This is a genomic window from Limosilactobacillus sp. C0001E2 (assembly GCF_056590915.1).
On record NZ_JBWPXC010000003.1, the window covers coordinates 157,116 to 172,627 of the forward strand.

The following is a 15,512-nucleotide window of genomic DNA, read 5'->3' on the forward strand; positions in this document are numbered from 1 at the left end:
GCAGTATCAAGAACGAAACTTGATACTGTTTTTTAGTTAAAACAATTATGCTTCTTGCCCTAATATTAAAATATTTGTAGCACTTCTTGTCCCCCCCCGATTTGTGTTACACTATTCTATGAATAGTTACACTTTTTATTTGGAGGAATTAATATGAGTGTTATCAAGCGATACAAATTGTACAAACAGAAAAAGCAATGGGTCATCGGCTGTTCTGCCTTCTTACTTTCTCTGACGATGGGGATGACGGTCGCACATGCTGATCAAACAAATTCAGCAACGCCGGCAACACCAACGACTAGTGATACGCAGAAAGACTTAACCACTAGTCAAGAAAACAAACAAATTGTTACTTTATCTTCCACTGACGATGCATCAAATAGCACCAGTGCTGCGCAAACGTCACAGGAGAATGCTAATTCCCAGCCGGTTCTTAACAATAATCAGCCGGTGGTAAATAACCAAACTGCTCCAGATAAAGAATACAACCGGGTTATTCATATCCAGGCCAGCGGTTTTGCCTATAATGGCCAAACTGTTAAGGAAACTGAACAAACCATTACCCAACAATCAGTGAATGGCCATTGGGACTCGTTTGATTGGACGTTGCCGACCGGTTATGTTCCGGACGGAATCGCAGTACCAAGTATTCACCTTGACGCTGCTGACAGTGTTACGGGTAACCAGGACCTTTATTTCCGTTACATTGCCCGGGTTACTATTTACTCGCTACCTGATGGTGATCGTCCAATTATGAACGTCTACTTGGTTCAAAATGGTCACTCACTGACTATCCCCGATCAAAAATTAGCTCTGCCTTCTGGAGTACCAACCGGATACCGACCATCGCTTCCCTTCGGAATTAATGATCAAATAATTGATCGTGATGGTAACTACTACCTGACTGGTGCGACAGTTACGACCGCAATTCAACGGGGAACAATGGTTGTGACCTATCATGGTAGCAAAGGTTCCACCGAGGATTACAATTCAAACGCCAATAAAATCTACATGAGTGCTCCCGTAAACCTTGTTTTTAAAGATATGAACGGCAACCTGTATAATGCCTACGCTGATAAACGACCATCTGGTAATGCTGTGACGGCGTTGACGCCACTGAATTATGGACAAACGTATGACAAAACCGTTATTTATAATTTTGCTCTGCAGCAGCTTAGTCAATACCTTCAGAATGCTGGTGTATCGAGTGACAATTACCAAATTTATGGCTACTTTGGTAACGATGGTAAATTACATCAAATTAAGAGTAGCGATGACTACCCATTATTGGACGACACCGTTGGTAATGAGGATGGCCTTAATTACGAATTTGTTGTCATTAATAAACAATCGGGGGCTCTTCACCAAACACCACTTACCAAAACACGGACCATCAACGTTACGCAACCAAATGGTAATGTCGTCACAACTAAGCAAACTGTTCAATTCCAGCAGTTTGGCGATTATGATGCTATTACCGGCCAGTCACTAAACGATGCGCCTTGGAAGGTTTTGACGGGCAATAACTCGGCAGATGAAAGTTCCTGGAGTGAATTAACTAACGACAACCATCAATGGGCTTCGTTTACGGCTCCAACCTACGCGGGTTATAAGCCAAGTCAGCCTGTTGTTGAAGCACAAACGGTTACTCCCAATTCTTCAGATACGGTTGTAAATATTGGTTACAGTCAAACCGATGTTCCAGAGAGTGTGCCTGACAAACCGGTTCTCAACATAATTCGTTACGTTGATCAGGAAGGGAACGTTGTTAAAACCGACCATCAGGAAGGTAAGGAAAATGACCCGATTAAGCTTTCTTTACCAGATGGCTATCATTATGTAGGCAGTCAACCAGTGCTGACCATCAGCGCGGAACACCCACTGCAGATAGTGCATGTGGCAAAGGACACAGTACCAACTCCACAAACGCCTGATCAGCCGACGAAGCCAGATCATCAGTCAGAAAGTGTTGATGAGCAGACTGGTTTAACCTCAGCAAAGCCAGTCGTTCAACGTCAGACAGCTAGCAAAGGTGTTACTGCTTCAACAGAAGGACATGCTACCCAGTTGCCACAAACTGGTAACCAAAACAGTGTGCTCGCATTGCTTGGCTTAGCCAGTGCTAGTCTAGCCATCTGCCTTGGCTTGGGTAAGAAGCGCGACTAGACGACTTTATGAAGCGTCAAAAATAATGTATGAAATGACTTTGAATGAACTCATTTGGAGTCATTTTTTACTGAAAAAAATGTTTAAAAAAAGCGGACTGGAAAATTTTCCAGTCCGCTTTGTCATTATGGAGACGGCGGGGATCGAACCCGCGTCCGAGCATATTGCCATCCTAATCTCTACACTCATAGATTAACTATTTAAAATTCGCTAATTAAAACGCCGCTAATCAAGGCACGCATAATCAGCTAGCTTGATGAATCTCTTTTACTAATTACAAACGGAAATTAGTAACGTTAGTCCACTAAATATGAAACCCGGTAACTCACCGTGGACGAGCCCGGCCGGATTTACGCATGCTTACCGACTAGGCAGCGTATGCGTAAGCGTTTGAATTATTGTTTGCAGTTATAATTTAAAAACTGAGCGTTTTTACGAAGACGCAACCTTCGAAGTGCAATTAAGATTCAACCTATACCCGTCGAATCCAAAAACGTCCCCAAAAGGTGTATTAAGTATTATAGCAACAACCCACAGGAATTTCAAAAAATTCAAGAAATCTTCATAGACTTTGCAAAGAATTAATTATAATGTAGAACTAAAGATGAAATAAGGGGTGTAATCATGAACATATTAATGGTTGAAGATAATCACTCGGTTTGTGAAATGATGGCAATGTTTTTTAAAAAGGAAAAGTGGACAGCTGAATTTGTGTATGATGGGGTAAAGGCAGTCGATAAATTTGATGAAGATCCTCAACAGTGGGATTTAGTATTACTAGATCTTAACTTGCCGAAAAAAGATGGGATGCAAGTAGCGGCCGATATTCGACGCATTTCACCAGAAGTGCCGATTATTATGTTGACGGCGCGGGATTCCGAAAGTGATCAAGTGTTAGGACTCGAAATGGGTGCGGATGAATATGTTACCAAGCCGTTTAGTCCGTTGACGCTAATTGCTCGTATTAAAGCATTGCACCGTCGGATTGCAATGGGCAATGTTGGCGGTAAGGAGTCAGCCAGTGAACCGGATTTTGATATTCAGACCCCGCACTTTAAATTAAATACGAAGACTCGGGAAGCCTTTTTAAATGATCAGCCAATTAAAGATTTAACTCCCAAAGAATTTGATTTGCTAAAGACTTTAGCTTCTAAACCTAAGCAAGTCTTTAGCCGGGAACAGTTACTGCAACTGGTTTGGAATTATGAATATTATGGCGACGAACGGACCGTGGATGCACACATTAAAAAATTGCGGCAAAAGATTGAACAGGTCGGTCCGAAAGTCATTCAGACGGTTTGGGGTGTCGGCTATAAATTTGACGATAGTGAGGTCTAAGGCCAATGAAATTAATATGGCGGCAAATTCTCGGCTTTACCACGGTGGTGGTGGTGCTGTGTGCCATTTTAATGGTTTCATTCGTTAGTGTTGCTAATGAAACCATGTATCATCAGACATGGTTTCAACTCAGTCAATACGCAGATAGTCTCATTCAGGATGACGAAGTGATTATTAACCGGAAGACGAATCAAATTGTGGGGTTTCAGCAACAAGCGATCGATTCCAAATCGAAATTATTGTCCCGGCAGAACGTTTATTTTGCGGTATTGGATGCAAAAGGTAATACTCGTTATGATAATAGTCAAGGATATTCAGCGCGGATTAATAAGCAGGATTGGAAAAAACTGCGGAAGGGCGAGATTATCAAAAAGCGAATTGCATACCCGGATGAAAAGGTGATGCAAAAAAAACACCAGAATGTACCGGTGCCACAAATGATTGGAATGCTTAAACCGTACTTCTTTAATCATAAATTAGTGGCGGTTGTTAACATTAGTACTTTCTCGTCGACTGCACGTCAGATTTATGGCCAGATTTTTCACCGAATGTTATGGGACTTTGTGATTGCGCTCGTGGTGGCCTTATTAGTTAGCTACGTTTTAGCACGATCATTAACTCGCCGAATCGATAAGATGAAAACTGCGACAAATCAAATTGCTCAAGGTAATTATGATATTCATCTTTCCAGTCAAGGCAAGGATGAATTAGCTGAATTGAGTGAGAACTTCAATAAAATGGCGGATTCCTTACAGGCTTCGCAAGAAGAGATCAAGGAACAGGAAGAGCGGCGAAAAGAATTTCTCGCTGACGCAGCTCATGAAATGCGGACGCCATTGACTACCATCAACGGCTTATTGGAAGGCTTAATTTATGATGCCATTCCGGAAGAGGACCGTAAGCATAGTCTAGAATTGATGCAGAAAGATACGAAACGTTTAATCCGTTTGGTAAATGATAATTTGAACTATGAGAAGATTCGGACCAATCAAATTAAAATGGATCGACAAATTTTCGACGCGAGCGAAGTTTTGGCTAACTTGAAGGATCAATTGGAGCCTAACGCACGGGAACAGGGTGATCAAATTGTGATTCAGACTCCGCATCCTTTACGGACGTATGCCGACTATGACCGGTTTGTGCAAATTATGTTTAACATTATTCAAAACGCGATTCAGTTTACGCAGCAAGGAAAGATTACGATCCGTGGGGAACGTCTCCCCCAAGGGGCGCAATTTACGATTCAGGATACAGGAATCGGGATGACGGAAGAACAATTAAAGAACATCTGGGAACGCTTTTATAAGGCTGACCGCTCCCGAATGAATACGAAGTATGGAGAATCTGGAATTGGATTGTCACTCGTTCGTCAATTAGTTAAATTACACCACGGTAAAATTACCGTTCAGAGTAAAGTCAACCGCGGGACGACCTTTACTGTCTACTTTCCAGATCGTTCTGACGATAAGTGAAAAATAGAAAAACTTTATGAAAGCGCTTGTCAATTGAGTGCTTTCATTGTATCCTGTTAAAGTTATGATTTTAAGAGAGGGAGTTGAATAGTCAATGGGTTATTTAATCGCTTTAATCCCAGCAGTTTGTTGGGGGATTATTCCATTATTTACGACAAAGGTTGGTGGTTCTTCCAGTAACCAAGTATTTGGGATTGGTTTAGGAGCACTGATTGTTTCAATAATTAGTATGTTATTGATGCGGCCGTCCATCGATTTAGTGCCATTTGTGGTGGCAGTTATTTCTGGAGCTTGTTGGTCAGTTGGCCAATTTGGTCAATTTGCTTCCATGAAAAAGATTGGGGTTTCTAACACCATGCCCCTCTCAACGGCTTTCCAATTAATTGGGAACACTTTAATTGGGGTATGTATTTTCCATGAATGGACGGGAACTAAGCAAGTTGTGATTGGTTTCATCGCTCTGGCACTGGTTGTGATTGGTGCGATGCTGACTTCCATCACAGACAAGTCGGCAGGTAAGTCAGTAACGATTAAGGATATCTTATTCTTACTGGTCACCACCCTTGGTTACATTGTTTATTCTGCCTTCCCACGCTTCCCAGTGCTAGCACATACTGATTCCATTGCCATTTACCTACCGGAAACTATCGGTATCCTGCTTGGGGTAACTATCTACCAGCTGATGACTGAAGGCCCGAAAGTATTTAAACAGCGTGGTCAGTATGCAAACATCCTTTCCGGATTACTCTGGGGTGTAGCTGGATTAAGCTACATTTTTGGTGCCCGGGCAATTGGGATTACCGTTGCTTTCATCTTTAGTCAAATGAACGTCTTGATTTCTACATTAGGTGGGATTTACTTCTTAAAAGAAACCAAGTCACCATTTGAAATGCGTTACACGATGATCGGACTATGTTTCGTTGTCGTGGGTGCAGTATTAACTGTCTTTGCTTAACCAAAATCATGTTACGATCAAAAAAATCCAGTGTTCGAATTTTATCGAGCACTGGATTTTTTGTTGCCTTATTAATATTTGCTTTGACTGGTAACGGATGAACGGTAAAGCTGCAGGGCTGTCCAAAGACATACTAGTACGATCAACCACGTTAGTACTTTCATCGGCAGACTCTTTACAAAGGTTGCAGCAACATAAACCCCGAGGATCCCACCAATCAAGAAACCAAAAACGCCCCGGTAGGAAACCCGTTCTTCTTGAATAAAGTTGTAGCTGGCAACAGGCATCAAGAGGGCACAGGAAAGCATCATAATCGGGAACGCGGCGATTGGTTTCATCCCCAACAGGTACACTAAGACCATACATGGAGCGTACAATCCAACCCCTGCAGTCATCAGTACGCCAAGAATAAAGTTACCCACAATTCCAATCACTAATAACCAGCCATGCAAACCATAGGCGCTATTATCGGTGGCAATGAGGGCAATCCAGCCCATTTTATTAGCTAACATCAAGAGTGAAGTAATCGTTAAGGCAATCGCCATTACCTTTTGGATCATTGCGGTTTCCCACCGCACCACAATCCGGCTTCCAGAATAGGCACCGACTACTGCGGCAATCACCATTGGAATCAGCGTAGTTAATTCCACCGGAACGGCAGTTAAAAAGAAGAAGGATTCAGTCATTGTTGGAATGGCTTGAATGGCATTGAGGGTTCCCGGTAATTTGCGCTCATCCGGGATATAGTTGGTAAAGCGGTAGAAAGTAGTGGTGGTACCGAAATTACCAATTCCTAATGTGTCCCCAAAGTCAGTAATCAAACCAATTAGGAAACCAATCAAGTTAAACTTAAACGGCCGGCTCGTTGGATCCTTTTTAGCATGGATAAAGATTTCAATTGCTAGCCAAAGAATACAGAGAAACACGAGCCCTAAAATTATTTTTAAAATCATCTTATTATCCTCAAATCGTCATTTTGTGGTTATCAGTATATCACGAACCCTGAGCTTAAGAAATGCGCCAGGACTAAAAGAAAAGGTTAATAATTGACATTTTTTAATTAATTATATTGAAAAGGTATTCATAAACAGATATGATTTGAAGTGTAAGTTTAATAGCTATGATTAAGAAAGAGGTTAGACAAATGGCGCATGTTTCATTTGATAGTAGTGCTTTAAAGAAGTTTGTTCACCCAAATGAATTAGGTGAAATGCAGGCAATGGTCAATGCGGCGGATGACGAATTACGGAAAGGAACCGGTGCTGGTTCTGACTTTCGTGATTGGCTCCACTTGCCAAGTGACTATGATCAGGAAGAATTTTCCCGGATTAAGAAAGCCGCTGCCAAGATTAAAGATGACTCAGATGTATTGGTAGTGATCGGGATTGGTGGTTCCTACTTGGGTGCTCGGATGGCCATCGACTTTTTACACAATAGTTTCTATCAAGCTCAAGCAGCCGCTGACCGCAAGAATCCATTAGTCCTGTTTGCGGGTAACTCCTTGAGTTCTTCATATGTATATGACTTGATTGAATTAATTGGCGATCGGGACTTCTCTGTGAACGTAATTTCCAAGTCTGGAACAACAACTGAACCGTCAATTGCTTTCAGGATCTTCAAACAAAAGTTAATTGATAAGTATGGTGAAGAAGAAGCTAACCACCGAATCTACGCTACTACTGACCAAAAGCGGGGCGCATTAAAGAGTGAGGCCGATGATGCTGGTTGGGAAACCTTTGTAATTCCTGATGGTGTTGGTGGTCGTTATTCTGTTCTGAGTGCCGTTGGTTTGTTGCCAATCGCAGCTTCTGGTGCTGATATTGATAAGCTGATGGAAGGTGCGGCAGATGCTGAACACACGTATGTTGATCCTGACTTAACCAAGAACGAAGCGTACCAATATGCAGCTTACCGGAATATCCTTTATCGGAAGGGTTACGAAACCGAATTGCTTGAAAATTATGAACCGAACATGACCATGTTTGCGGAATGGTGGAAGCAATTAGCTGGTGAATCCGAAGGGAAGGACCAAAAGGGGATTTACCCATCTAGTGCCAACTTCACGACGGATCTTCACTCACTTGGTCAATACATCCAAGAAGGTCGCCGCTTCTTAATGGAAACGGTCGTTAAGTTGGACCAACCAAACCATGATCTGACTATTCCAGAGGCGAAGAGTAACTTAGACGGTCTTGAATATTTACAAGGTAAGAATATGGACTGGGTGAACACCAAGGCCTATGAAGCGGTTGTGGCGGCCCACACGACTGGTGGAGTTCCTGTTATGACAGTGCACATTGACAAGGAAGATGAATACACCCTGGGTTACCTGATTTACTTCTTTGAAGTTGCAATTGCCATTTCTGGTTACTTGAATGGTATCAATCCATTTAATCAACCAGGGGTTGAAGCTTACAAGACAAATATGTTTGGTTTGTTAGGTAAGCCAGGCTATGAAGAAATTGGTGACCAACTCCGTAAAGAAATGGCAGATAACCAATAATATTGACGTGTTTTAAAAGATCCCCAATCGAGATGGTTCGGTGAGGATCTTTTTTGTTAAACGCTTGCCATTTTAAATAAAAACTGGGATAATGTTTCTGAAAACGATTTCAAAAAATGAGGTGGATACAATGTTATTAGGGAGTATTGAAGGCGGCGGTACCAAGTTTGTATGTGCAGTCGGAAATGAGGATTATCAGATTAAGGATATGACGGTGTTCCCGACAACCACGCCAGCTGAAACGTTGCAAAAAGCAATTGATTATTTTAAAAAATTTCCTGAATTACAATCACTTTCAGTGGCATCATTTGGACCGATCGAGATTCGGCGTAATTCGCCTAAATATGGCTATATCACCGATACACCAAAGAAGGGGTGGAGTAATACGGATGTTGTCGGTAAACTCCAACAGGCGCTTAATATTCCAGTGTTCTGGACGACGGATGTTAATGGCTCCGCATATGGTGAATATGTCTTGTCGACACTCTTTAACCAACGGTTAGATTCGTTAGTTTATTACACGATTGGAACTGGTGTTGGTGCTGGAGCAGTTGTGGATGGTAAGTTTATTGGCACGATGGGGCACCCGGAAATGGGGCATATTCGTTTGAAACGGCATCCGGACGACTTAGACTTTAAGGGAATCTGTCCGTTCCACGGTGACTGTTTGGAAGGGCTTGTTTCCGGACCAACATTTGATGCGCGGCTTGGTAAGAGTGGTCGAGTGGTGCCGTTGACGGATCACGTTTGGGATATTATGGCTTATTATGTTGCCGAAGCGGCTTTGAACACCACCTTAATGATGCGTCCAGATAAAATTATTTTTGGTGGGGGAGTAACTAGCGAAGAATTCTTAAAGAAGGTTCGGCGTGAGTTTGCTAAGTTAATGAATGGCTATGTTGATTGCGGATCATTGGAAGACTACATAACGATGCCGCTAGCTAAGAATAATAGTTCGGCCACGATTGGTAACTTTGCCTTGGCCCTCAAGAACTTAGAGAGTTAGTGAGGTTTGTTATGGTATGGCATGGCTTTGTTGGTGAGTTAATTGGTACGCTAATTTTAATTACCATTGGTTGCGGAGTAGGTGCGGGGCTGAACTTAAACCGCACTTTCAGTAGTCAGCAGAAAGATTGGTTTTACGTTGCCTTTGCTTGGGGCCTAGCAGTGACAATGGGGGTATATGCTGCCGGTTCATTAGGTTCGCTGGGACATTTGAACCCAGCAGTTACCATTGCTTTTGCTATTAACCACACCTTTCCTTGGCGACAGGTAGTCCCCTATATTTTAGGCCAATTTATTGGGGCCTTTTTAGGGGCGGTTCTGGTGATTATCCAGTTTTGGGTACATTTCCAAGCAACGCCAGAGAAGAAACAAAATACCGTTGGCATTTTTGCTACAGTTCCAGCGATTAAGTCCGGTTGGGCAAACTTATTAAGTGAAGTGATTGCCACCTTTATGTTTATGCTGGTTTTAATTAATTTGGGTAATTTTACGTTAGGCTTGAAACCACTAATTGTTGGATTATCGATTTTTGCCATTGGTGCTGGATTGGGGACGACGACCGGGTTTGCCTTGAATCCAGCTCGAGATTGGGGGCCGCGCTTAGCTTACACGATCTTGCCAGTGCCACATAAAACAAGCAGTCAATGGTGGTACGCTTGGGTACCAATGGTTGGCCCGCTGTTAGGGGCAATTTTTGCAACGCTTGTTGAAGAGATGGTTAAGTGAAAAGAAATTTGAAATCTGCGATTGAGCGGGTACGAATCCGGTTGATTGTGTGGTGTGTTTTAGCGATTGTTTTAGAAATAATTACGGTTATATCGCCACTGCCGTTTGTACAAATAATTGCATGGTTGGCAACGGCCTATTGTGCAGTTCTCCTAGTAATACTGTTTGTTTTAATACTAATGCAATGGCGTCAGTAGTCAAAAGCCGTTCAAAGAACTTGAGGTTGATGGTTCTTTGAACGGCTTCTTCTGTTATGAATTTTGTTGATTATCTTGACTTGGTTTAGTTGGCTTTTTGGTGTAAATATTTTTAACTGCTTGAACGTCAGCCGGTTGAATGGTAAAGGATGAACCAGATGGTTGCATTACAGACTGGTTATTGTTATGGCTAAGGCCAATTGCATGACCTAGTTCGTGTTCAGCCGTATTAACGATCCGCTCGTGATTGTAGCCATATTCAGGATTCAATAAGTAGGCTTTATTGAGATAAATATGACCGTCGGTGAAGTATCCGGAAACGGTATTCTGGTTCATTTCTGCCAGCCCAGCTGCTTGATCATTACTGTTATTAGATGTACTTGCTACTAAGTCAGCTTGCTTACGATCATGGACAACTTTAAAGTGAAAGGCACCAGTGTTGTTCCAAGCGTTGACGGCATCAATCATGGCTTGCTGTAAAGTGGCATTATTCATAGCGATATAAATGGTCGCAGAACGGCTGGTCCACCGGCCGTTGATATTATCAGTTTGACTATTGACGGTTGATTCCTGGTGAGCAGCTTTTTGGTTACTGACGTCATGACTATTCTTGCCATTTAACTCGTTACCGAATTCTTGAACGGAGGTCTTTAAATAAGTAATACCATTGTCGGTTTGACGCTGAAATTGGTGGTTGTTTGTGTAAAACCACATTAACCCACCAAATAAACCAAGGTACAGGATCAGTGTGATTAACGTGTTGCGAAATTTAATAGGATCACATCCTAACGAAAGTAGTGTAAATAAAATACCCCACAGGGCGTGGGGCGTCAATTAGCTGTTGCTAGATTTAATAATTACTTATTATTAGTGAGGGTATTGTTGATTAAATTCGTAAACCAGTTCCGGCTCTTGACTAATCCGGACGTTTTTATTGATCGAATTCATCTGGTCCATATCTTGATCAGTCAATGCAAAGTCATAAATATCGGCATTTTCTTTGATCCGACTAGCATGAGCCGATTTTGGAATGAATGATAGACCATTTTGAAAGTGCCATCGCAATATAATCTGAGCAGGTGTTTTACCATACTTTTGAGCTAATTCTTGAATGACTGGTTCTTCAAAAATCCGTCCACGACCCAACGGTGCCCAGGCTTGAGTCACGATATGGTGTTGGTTATTAAAATCAACCATTGGTTTTTCAGAAAGCCATGGGTGACATTCTAATTGATCAACCACTGGCATTTCGTTTGCTTGGGTAGCAAGATATTGGAGATGTACCATTCCGTAGTTGCTGACTCCAATGGACTTGGTTAGGCCATCCTTCTTCATATCTTCAAAGGCCTGCCAAGTTTCAAAGAAAGAACCATTAATGGGCCAGTGGATTAATAGTAAGTTAACGTAATCTAGTTGTAATTTCTTTAGTGATTCCTTAACTGAATCAATTGCCTTTTGATAACCTTGGTTGCTTTCGGCAACTTTAGTTGTGATGAAGTAATCATCACGATTAACGTTGAGTGACTTTAGTGCCTTACCGAGTTCAGCTTCATTCCCATACATTTGTGCGGTATCGAAGAGGCGGTAACCATCGTCATAAGCACTTTGAATAGTTTGGGTGAAGACAGTTGGGTCGGTTAGTTTATAGACCCCAAAGCCTTGTTGGGGCATCTTTTGACCATCGGCAAGGGTCATCCAGTTGTCTTGAATGGTTGTCATTAGAAATTCCTTCTTTCTTAGGTTAATTCTACCATTTTGTCCAGATAAATAAAAAGCTCTCATTTTAGGTGAGAAGCCTAAATGAGAGTATAAAAAATCACCCGCATGGGGACAACAACCCCTTGATATATCAACGTTTATCGCCGTTTTTGTCGTGAGTTTGTCGTCAGAATTAAAGTTCGGCTAATTTATCAATAATGACATTATCGTTTTTGGCTTTGTATTCATCAATCAAATATGAATAGGTGTTTAGTGTTACCGTAATGTTGGAGTGTCCTAGTCGTTTACTGATTGCGTAAATATCCACACCTTTACCAAGTAAGTAGGCAACATGAACATGGCGCAATGAGTGAAAGTGAAACCCTTGTTTTTGAATACCTGCATCGTTCATAATAGAACGTAAGCATTTATTTAAGGCGTTACTGGTTGGAATCGTACCGAAACCATTCCGAAACACCATGACACTATGATTGGCTTTTAATTCTGCTAAAGTTTTCAGCAATTGACGATTAACCTTGATGGTTCGATTGCTGGATATGGTTTTAGTGGACTTAAAAGCCTTTTTCTTTTCGTCCCATGATTTGTTGATGGTAATAGTACCGTGTAAATAGTCAACATCTTTCCATGTTAAAGCCTGTATTTCCGCTTTACGCATTCCTGTATAAATTGCTGTTAGTATCATGTAACGGCTGGTATTGAAATGATTTAATTGACTATTTACCGCATTCTTTAGCCTAATCAATTCCTCGTTAGTCAGATACTCAACTTTCAGTTTCTTGTTGCGGTTATAGGTAACCACCACGTTATGCGTGAAGTCTTTGGTAATAATATCATCATCAATCGCATAACTTACGGCTGAACGTACCGCACCATTCAATTTACTAACGGTTTTGTAAGCATGGTTAGCACCGTACCAATTTATAAATGCTTGGTAGTCTGAACGCTTGACATCCGCTAACCGGGTGTCTTTGAAGTAATCGGTTAAAACATTCCGCATAATGCGGTATTGATTTTGGGCGGATGCACTGGTTGCCTTATTCTTTTTATAAAGGTCATACCAACGCCTAAAGTAATCAGCCAATGGAATATCTTTCAACTCAATATTTAAGCCGTTAAGCTGGTTTTCTAATGTTGTACTTGCCTCAATGGCTTCACGTTTGAGCTTAAACAGTCCCGCACTTTTGGCGTGCTGTTTGCCGTTCTTATCGTAATAAGTAGCGTAGCCATAATATCCCTTGCTTGCTTTTCTTGTATAACTCATTTTTAATCATTCCTTTACATTCGCACAGCTTGCCGGCTTGGTGATATGTATTTGAATGATATGGGGTCAGAATTGACCCATAAGAGCTTTTAAAATAGTTGGTAGGTAATTAATCGAAACATGGTTAAAACGTCATACAAGGGGAAAGCAACTAATTACCATTGGCGATTTTGATCATAGTCTGGGAAATTATCGTTCCCATTGTCCCAAGCATTGTCACGAGCAGAAACCCAATTTTTAAAGTTTTGAGTTTCATTACCGTTTGCGTCTTCGATACCTTTTCTCACATTTTCATCATGTTGCATTTGAGCTGTTTGTGATTGAATGTTAGGAGTATCGGGATGATCGTGCAAATAGGCGTTAAAACTGGGATAGCCTTTATATGGTTTATCCCATGTACTTGCATCAAATGGATCGGCTTGATCACCGCTGTTATTTTGCTGTTGGTTCTGCTGATTAGACGCACTCGCAGCGGATGAACTGTTGGAATGTTTACTTTTGTTAACCTTTTTCTTTGAACGTTTAACTTTCTTGTGATGCTTTTTAACCACCTTTGAGCTAGTTTGCTTTGAGGTGGTGTTTTTCTTTTGGCTAGGATTACCGCAAGCGGTCAATGACAGACCAGCGAGAGCAACCGCACAGATTAAACTAATCTTTTTCATTAATTACTTTCTCCAAAATCATTTAGTTTCAAAATATTTTTTAATAAATTTATAACATTCTGCTATCCTGCTTATAGTTATAAATTTTTCCGGGAACTGTTTTCTTTTTAATCTTTTTATACGGTTCATCTAAGATTTCGGATAAAGCCCTATCTAATATTTTTTTGTCCTCTTTCGCTGAACTATGCCCGATGATTGCGTTTATATAAATTGAGTAGTAGAGTTCTAACGCATTCACCATGCTTTGAATTTGTTCAGGATTATCAGCTTTTTCAAGTATTAAATCATAATATGGCCCCTTAACTGGATGATTATTTTTCATCATATAATCAGGGTTGATCTTGGAAAACGCCGTATCTAAAACCTTAAAATTATCAATGGCTGATTTGATGGAATTATTGTGTAATTCAACTATGAGTGATGCAGTAGTGTTATTAATCGGTATTTTGTTAGTATCCACTTTGTATTTTTCTAATTCTTTCCAAACATCTTTATCACTTTTATAATTATTGATTCCTTGAAGATAAGGAACAGACACATCCAAGTAATTAGCCATTTTCACCCATGATGCTAATGGTGGTTCACGTAACGCTTTTTCATAGTATGCAATTGCTTGTTCTGAAACTCCTAATAAATTTGCTAAGTCTTTTTGAGTCTTATGTTTTGATAATCGAACTGTTTTGATTCGATTATTATTCATAGGCTCTTTTTTATTTTTTGACATAATTTTCGCCACTCTTTCATCAAACAATAATAAGTCTTTTTAATAATCTAATCAACAAATGGTTGGCCTAACTATTTGTTGGGTGTATTTTATTAGTTGTAGGCCAACAAAATGTTGGCAGTATTTTTGAAATCGAACCCAACATTTTGTTGGCAAATTAAGGTGGTGAACTAAATGGAACTTACTAACCAGCAAGTAACGGCAATTAAGCGCAAACGTGGAGAACTGAATTTATCCACCGTAGCGCTTGGTCGTCAGCTTGGTTTAAGTCGGTGGACGCTGGATAACATTTTCAAGCATAACCACCGCAAAGTTACACCAGCAACTTATAAGAAATTAAGCGACTGGTTAATTAGTGAGTATGCAATGGCTGACCAGAAAGAAAGTCAGTTAGTCGCAACTCAAGACAAATAAAAAACATCCGCTGAACGGATGCAAGGACAATTTAGGAGGAATTATATTATGCAAAGTGTACAAATGAATTTGAAAGATGAATTACGTATTGAAAACAGTTTTTACAGTTTGAGTGAAGATGAGGGGTATTTAACTTTGAACCATGTTGAAGATGCAAGCGACAAGATACCTTTGATTGCTGAAATTATTAAAGATGATGGTACATCAATTCCATTAAAGCCTTACGACACCATCGTAGACGGATACGGTAACACTTACATGTTAATTGATGGAGTTAATGATACACAGCTAGTGGACAAGACTTCACTTTATACAGACGAATTTAAAAAGGCACTAGGAATGAGGAACTAACATGATGCGAGGTAATGCC

At 40.8% G+C, this 15,512-nt stretch carries 15 protein-coding genes and 1 other RNA gene; 9 read left to right on the plus strand and 7 right to left on the minus strand.

The genetic code is table 11. The features are described from left to right. Nucleotides 1-153 precede the first annotated feature (153 nt). Nucleotides 154-2,166: a mucin-binding protein gene (locus AC1EKL_RS04500; RefSeq protein ID WP_480188576.1), complete on the plus strand. Its 2,013-nt coding sequence runs from the start codon at nt 154-156 to the stop codon at nt 2,164-2,166. A 125-nt stretch (nt 2,167-2,291) separates the two neighbouring features. Here the strand turns inward: AC1EKL_RS04500 and ssrA are convergent. Next, nucleotides 2,292-2,667: a transfer-messenger RNA gene (ssrA, locus tag AC1EKL_RS04505) on the minus strand. Between the two features lie 123 nt (nt 2,668-2,790). Here ssrA and AC1EKL_RS04510 point away from each other — a divergent pair. The 3 genes from AC1EKL_RS04510 to AC1EKL_RS04520 all read left to right on the plus strand — a co-directional run bounded on the left by AC1EKL_RS04510 (nt 2,791) and on the right by AC1EKL_RS04520 (nt 5,931). Continuing rightward, nucleotides 2,791-3,504 (plus strand): response regulator transcription factor, encoded by a 714-nt coding sequence (locus AC1EKL_RS04510; RefSeq protein ID WP_480188625.1) that lies wholly within the window; start codon nt 2,791-2,793, stop codon nt 3,502-3,504. Between the two features lie 5 nt (nt 3,505-3,509). Continuing rightward, on the plus strand, nt 3,510-4,976 hold the full coding sequence (locus tag AC1EKL_RS04515) for an ATP-binding protein (protein WP_480188626.1): 1,467 nt from the start codon (nt 3,510-3,512) through the stop codon (nt 4,974-4,976). 94 nt (nt 4,977-5,070) lie between these two features. Beyond that, complete coding sequence (locus AC1EKL_RS04520) at nt 5,071-5,931, plus strand: GRP family sugar transporter (protein WP_480188627.1); 861 nt, start codon at nt 5,071-5,073, stop codon at nt 5,929-5,931. A gap of 71 nt (nt 5,932-6,002) precedes the next feature. Here AC1EKL_RS04520 and AC1EKL_RS04525 read toward each other — a convergent pair whose 3' ends face one another. Then, nucleotides 6,003-6,884 (minus strand): TSUP family transporter, encoded by an 882-nt coding sequence (locus tag AC1EKL_RS04525; protein ID WP_480188628.1) that lies wholly within the window; start codon nt 6,882-6,884, stop codon nt 6,003-6,005. Between the two features lie 191 nt (nt 6,885-7,075). Between AC1EKL_RS04525 and AC1EKL_RS04530 the strand changes: the two genes are divergently transcribed. The 3 genes from AC1EKL_RS04530 to AC1EKL_RS04540 all read left to right on the plus strand — a co-directional run bounded on the left by AC1EKL_RS04530 (nt 7,076) and on the right by AC1EKL_RS04540 (nt 10,165). Then, nucleotides 7,076-8,434 carry a glucose-6-phosphate isomerase gene (locus tag AC1EKL_RS04530; RefSeq protein WP_480188629.1) on the plus strand — a complete coding sequence of 453 codons (1,359 nt, stop codon included), beginning with the start codon at nt 7,076-7,078 and terminating at the stop codon, nt 8,432-8,434. Between the two features lie 130 nt (nt 8,435-8,564). After that, on the plus strand, nt 8,565-9,440 hold the full coding sequence (gene scrK / locus AC1EKL_RS04535; protein ID WP_480188630.1) for a fructokinase ScrK: 876 nt from the start codon (nt 8,565-8,567) through the stop codon (nt 9,438-9,440). An 11-nt stretch (nt 9,441-9,451) separates the two neighbouring features. Then, nucleotides 9,452-10,165, plus strand: a complete 714-nt coding sequence (locus AC1EKL_RS04540) for an MIP/aquaporin family protein (RefSeq protein ID WP_480188631.1) — start codon at nt 9,452-9,454, stop codon at nt 10,163-10,165. A gap of 251 nt (nt 10,166-10,416) precedes the next feature. Here the strand turns inward: AC1EKL_RS04540 and AC1EKL_RS04545 are convergent, their stop codons facing one another. The 5 genes from AC1EKL_RS04545 to AC1EKL_RS04565 all read right to left on the minus strand — a co-directional run bounded on the left by AC1EKL_RS04545 (nt 10,417) and on the right by AC1EKL_RS04565 (nt 14,728). Further along, nucleotides 10,417-11,076 (minus strand): matrixin family metalloprotease, encoded by a 660-nt coding sequence (locus AC1EKL_RS04545; protein ID WP_480190217.1) that lies wholly within the window; start codon nt 11,074-11,076, stop codon nt 10,417-10,419. A 153-nt stretch (nt 11,077-11,229) separates the two neighbouring features. Continuing rightward, nucleotides 11,230-12,081, minus strand: a complete 852-nt coding sequence (locus tag AC1EKL_RS04550) for an aldo/keto reductase (protein WP_480188633.1) — start codon at nt 12,079-12,081, stop codon at nt 11,230-11,232. Nucleotides 12,082-12,253: 172 nt separating this feature from the next. Next, the gene (locus tag AC1EKL_RS04555) at nt 12,254-13,342 is read right to left on the minus strand and encodes a tyrosine-type recombinase/integrase (RefSeq protein ID WP_480188634.1); all 1,089 of its coding nucleotides are present in this window, start codon (nt 13,340-13,342) and stop codon (nt 12,254-12,256) included. A gap of 155 nt (nt 13,343-13,497) precedes the next feature. After that, on the minus strand, nt 13,498-14,004 hold the full coding sequence (locus tag AC1EKL_RS04560; RefSeq protein ID WP_480188635.1) for a hypothetical protein: 507 nt from the start codon (nt 14,002-14,004) through the stop codon (nt 13,498-13,500). Nucleotides 14,005-14,053: 49 nt separating this feature from the next. Beyond that, nucleotides 14,054-14,728 carry a helix-turn-helix domain-containing protein gene (locus tag AC1EKL_RS04565; protein WP_480188636.1) on the minus strand — a complete coding sequence of 225 codons (675 nt, stop codon included), beginning with the start codon at nt 14,726-14,728 and terminating at the stop codon, nt 14,054-14,056. A 174-nt stretch (nt 14,729-14,902) separates the two neighbouring features. Here AC1EKL_RS04565 and AC1EKL_RS04570 point away from each other — a divergent pair, with 174 nt between their 5' ends. Together AC1EKL_RS04570 and AC1EKL_RS04575 are read left to right on the plus strand one after the other, a co-directional pair. Further along, a complete protein-coding gene (locus AC1EKL_RS04570) occupies nt 14,903-15,142 on the plus strand; it encodes a helix-turn-helix domain-containing protein (RefSeq protein WP_480188637.1) in 240 nt (79 codons plus the stop codon). Between the two features lie 48 nt (nt 15,143-15,190). Next, nucleotides 15,191-15,493: a hypothetical protein gene (locus AC1EKL_RS04575; protein ID WP_480188638.1), complete on the plus strand. Its 303-nt coding sequence runs from the start codon at nt 15,191-15,193 to the stop codon at nt 15,491-15,493. Nucleotides 15,494-15,512: the final 19 nt, after the last annotated feature.

What these genes read in the sequence shown, in the direction of transcription:
- AC1EKL_RS04500 (WP_480188576.1), top strand. Translation starts at nt 154, where the DNA reads ATGAGTGTTATCAAGCGATACAAATTGTACAAACAGAAAAAGCAATGG.
- AC1EKL_RS04510 (WP_480188625.1), top strand. Translation starts at nt 2,791, where the DNA reads ATGAACATATTAATGGTTGAAGATAATCACTCGGTTTGTGAAATGATG.
- AC1EKL_RS04515 (WP_480188626.1), top strand. Translation starts at nt 3,510, where the DNA reads ATGAAATTAATATGGCGGCAAATTCTCGGCTTTACCACGGTGGTGGTG.
- AC1EKL_RS04520 (WP_480188627.1), top strand. Translation starts at nt 5,071, where the DNA reads ATGGGTTATTTAATCGCTTTAATCCCAGCAGTTTGTTGGGGGATTATT.
- AC1EKL_RS04525 (WP_480188628.1), bottom strand. Translation starts at nt 6,884, where the DNA reads ATGATTTTAAAAATAATTTTAGGGCTCGTGTTTCTCTGTATTCTTTGG.
- AC1EKL_RS04530 (WP_480188629.1), top strand. Translation starts at nt 7,076, where the DNA reads ATGGCGCATGTTTCATTTGATAGTAGTGCTTTAAAGAAGTTTGTTCAC.
- scrK (WP_480188630.1), top strand. Translation starts at nt 8,565, where the DNA reads ATGTTATTAGGGAGTATTGAAGGCGGCGGTACCAAGTTTGTATGTGCA.
- AC1EKL_RS04540 (WP_480188631.1), top strand. Translation starts at nt 9,452, where the DNA reads ATGGTATGGCATGGCTTTGTTGGTGAGTTAATTGGTACGCTAATTTTA.
- AC1EKL_RS04545 (WP_480190217.1), bottom strand. Translation starts at nt 11,076, where the DNA reads ATGTGGTTTTACACAAACAACCACCAATTTCAGCGTCAAACCGACAAT.
- AC1EKL_RS04550 (WP_480188633.1), bottom strand. Translation starts at nt 12,081, where the DNA reads ATGACAACCATTCAAGACAACTGGATGACCCTTGCCGATGGTCAAAAG.
- AC1EKL_RS04555 (WP_480188634.1), bottom strand. Translation starts at nt 13,342, where the DNA reads ATGAGTTATACAAGAAAAGCAAGCAAGGGATATTATGGCTACGCTACT.
- AC1EKL_RS04560 (WP_480188635.1), bottom strand. Translation starts at nt 14,004, where the DNA reads ATGAAAAAGATTAGTTTAATCTGTGCGGTTGCTCTCGCTGGTCTGTCA.
- AC1EKL_RS04565 (WP_480188636.1), bottom strand. Translation starts at nt 14,728, where the DNA reads ATGTCAAAAAATAAAAAAGAGCCTATGAATAATAATCGAATCAAAACA.
- AC1EKL_RS04570 (WP_480188637.1), top strand. Translation starts at nt 14,903, where the DNA reads ATGGAACTTACTAACCAGCAAGTAACGGCAATTAAGCGCAAACGTGGA.
- AC1EKL_RS04575 (WP_480188638.1), top strand. Translation starts at nt 15,191, where the DNA reads ATGCAAAGTGTACAAATGAATTTGAAAGATGAATTACGTATTGAAAAC.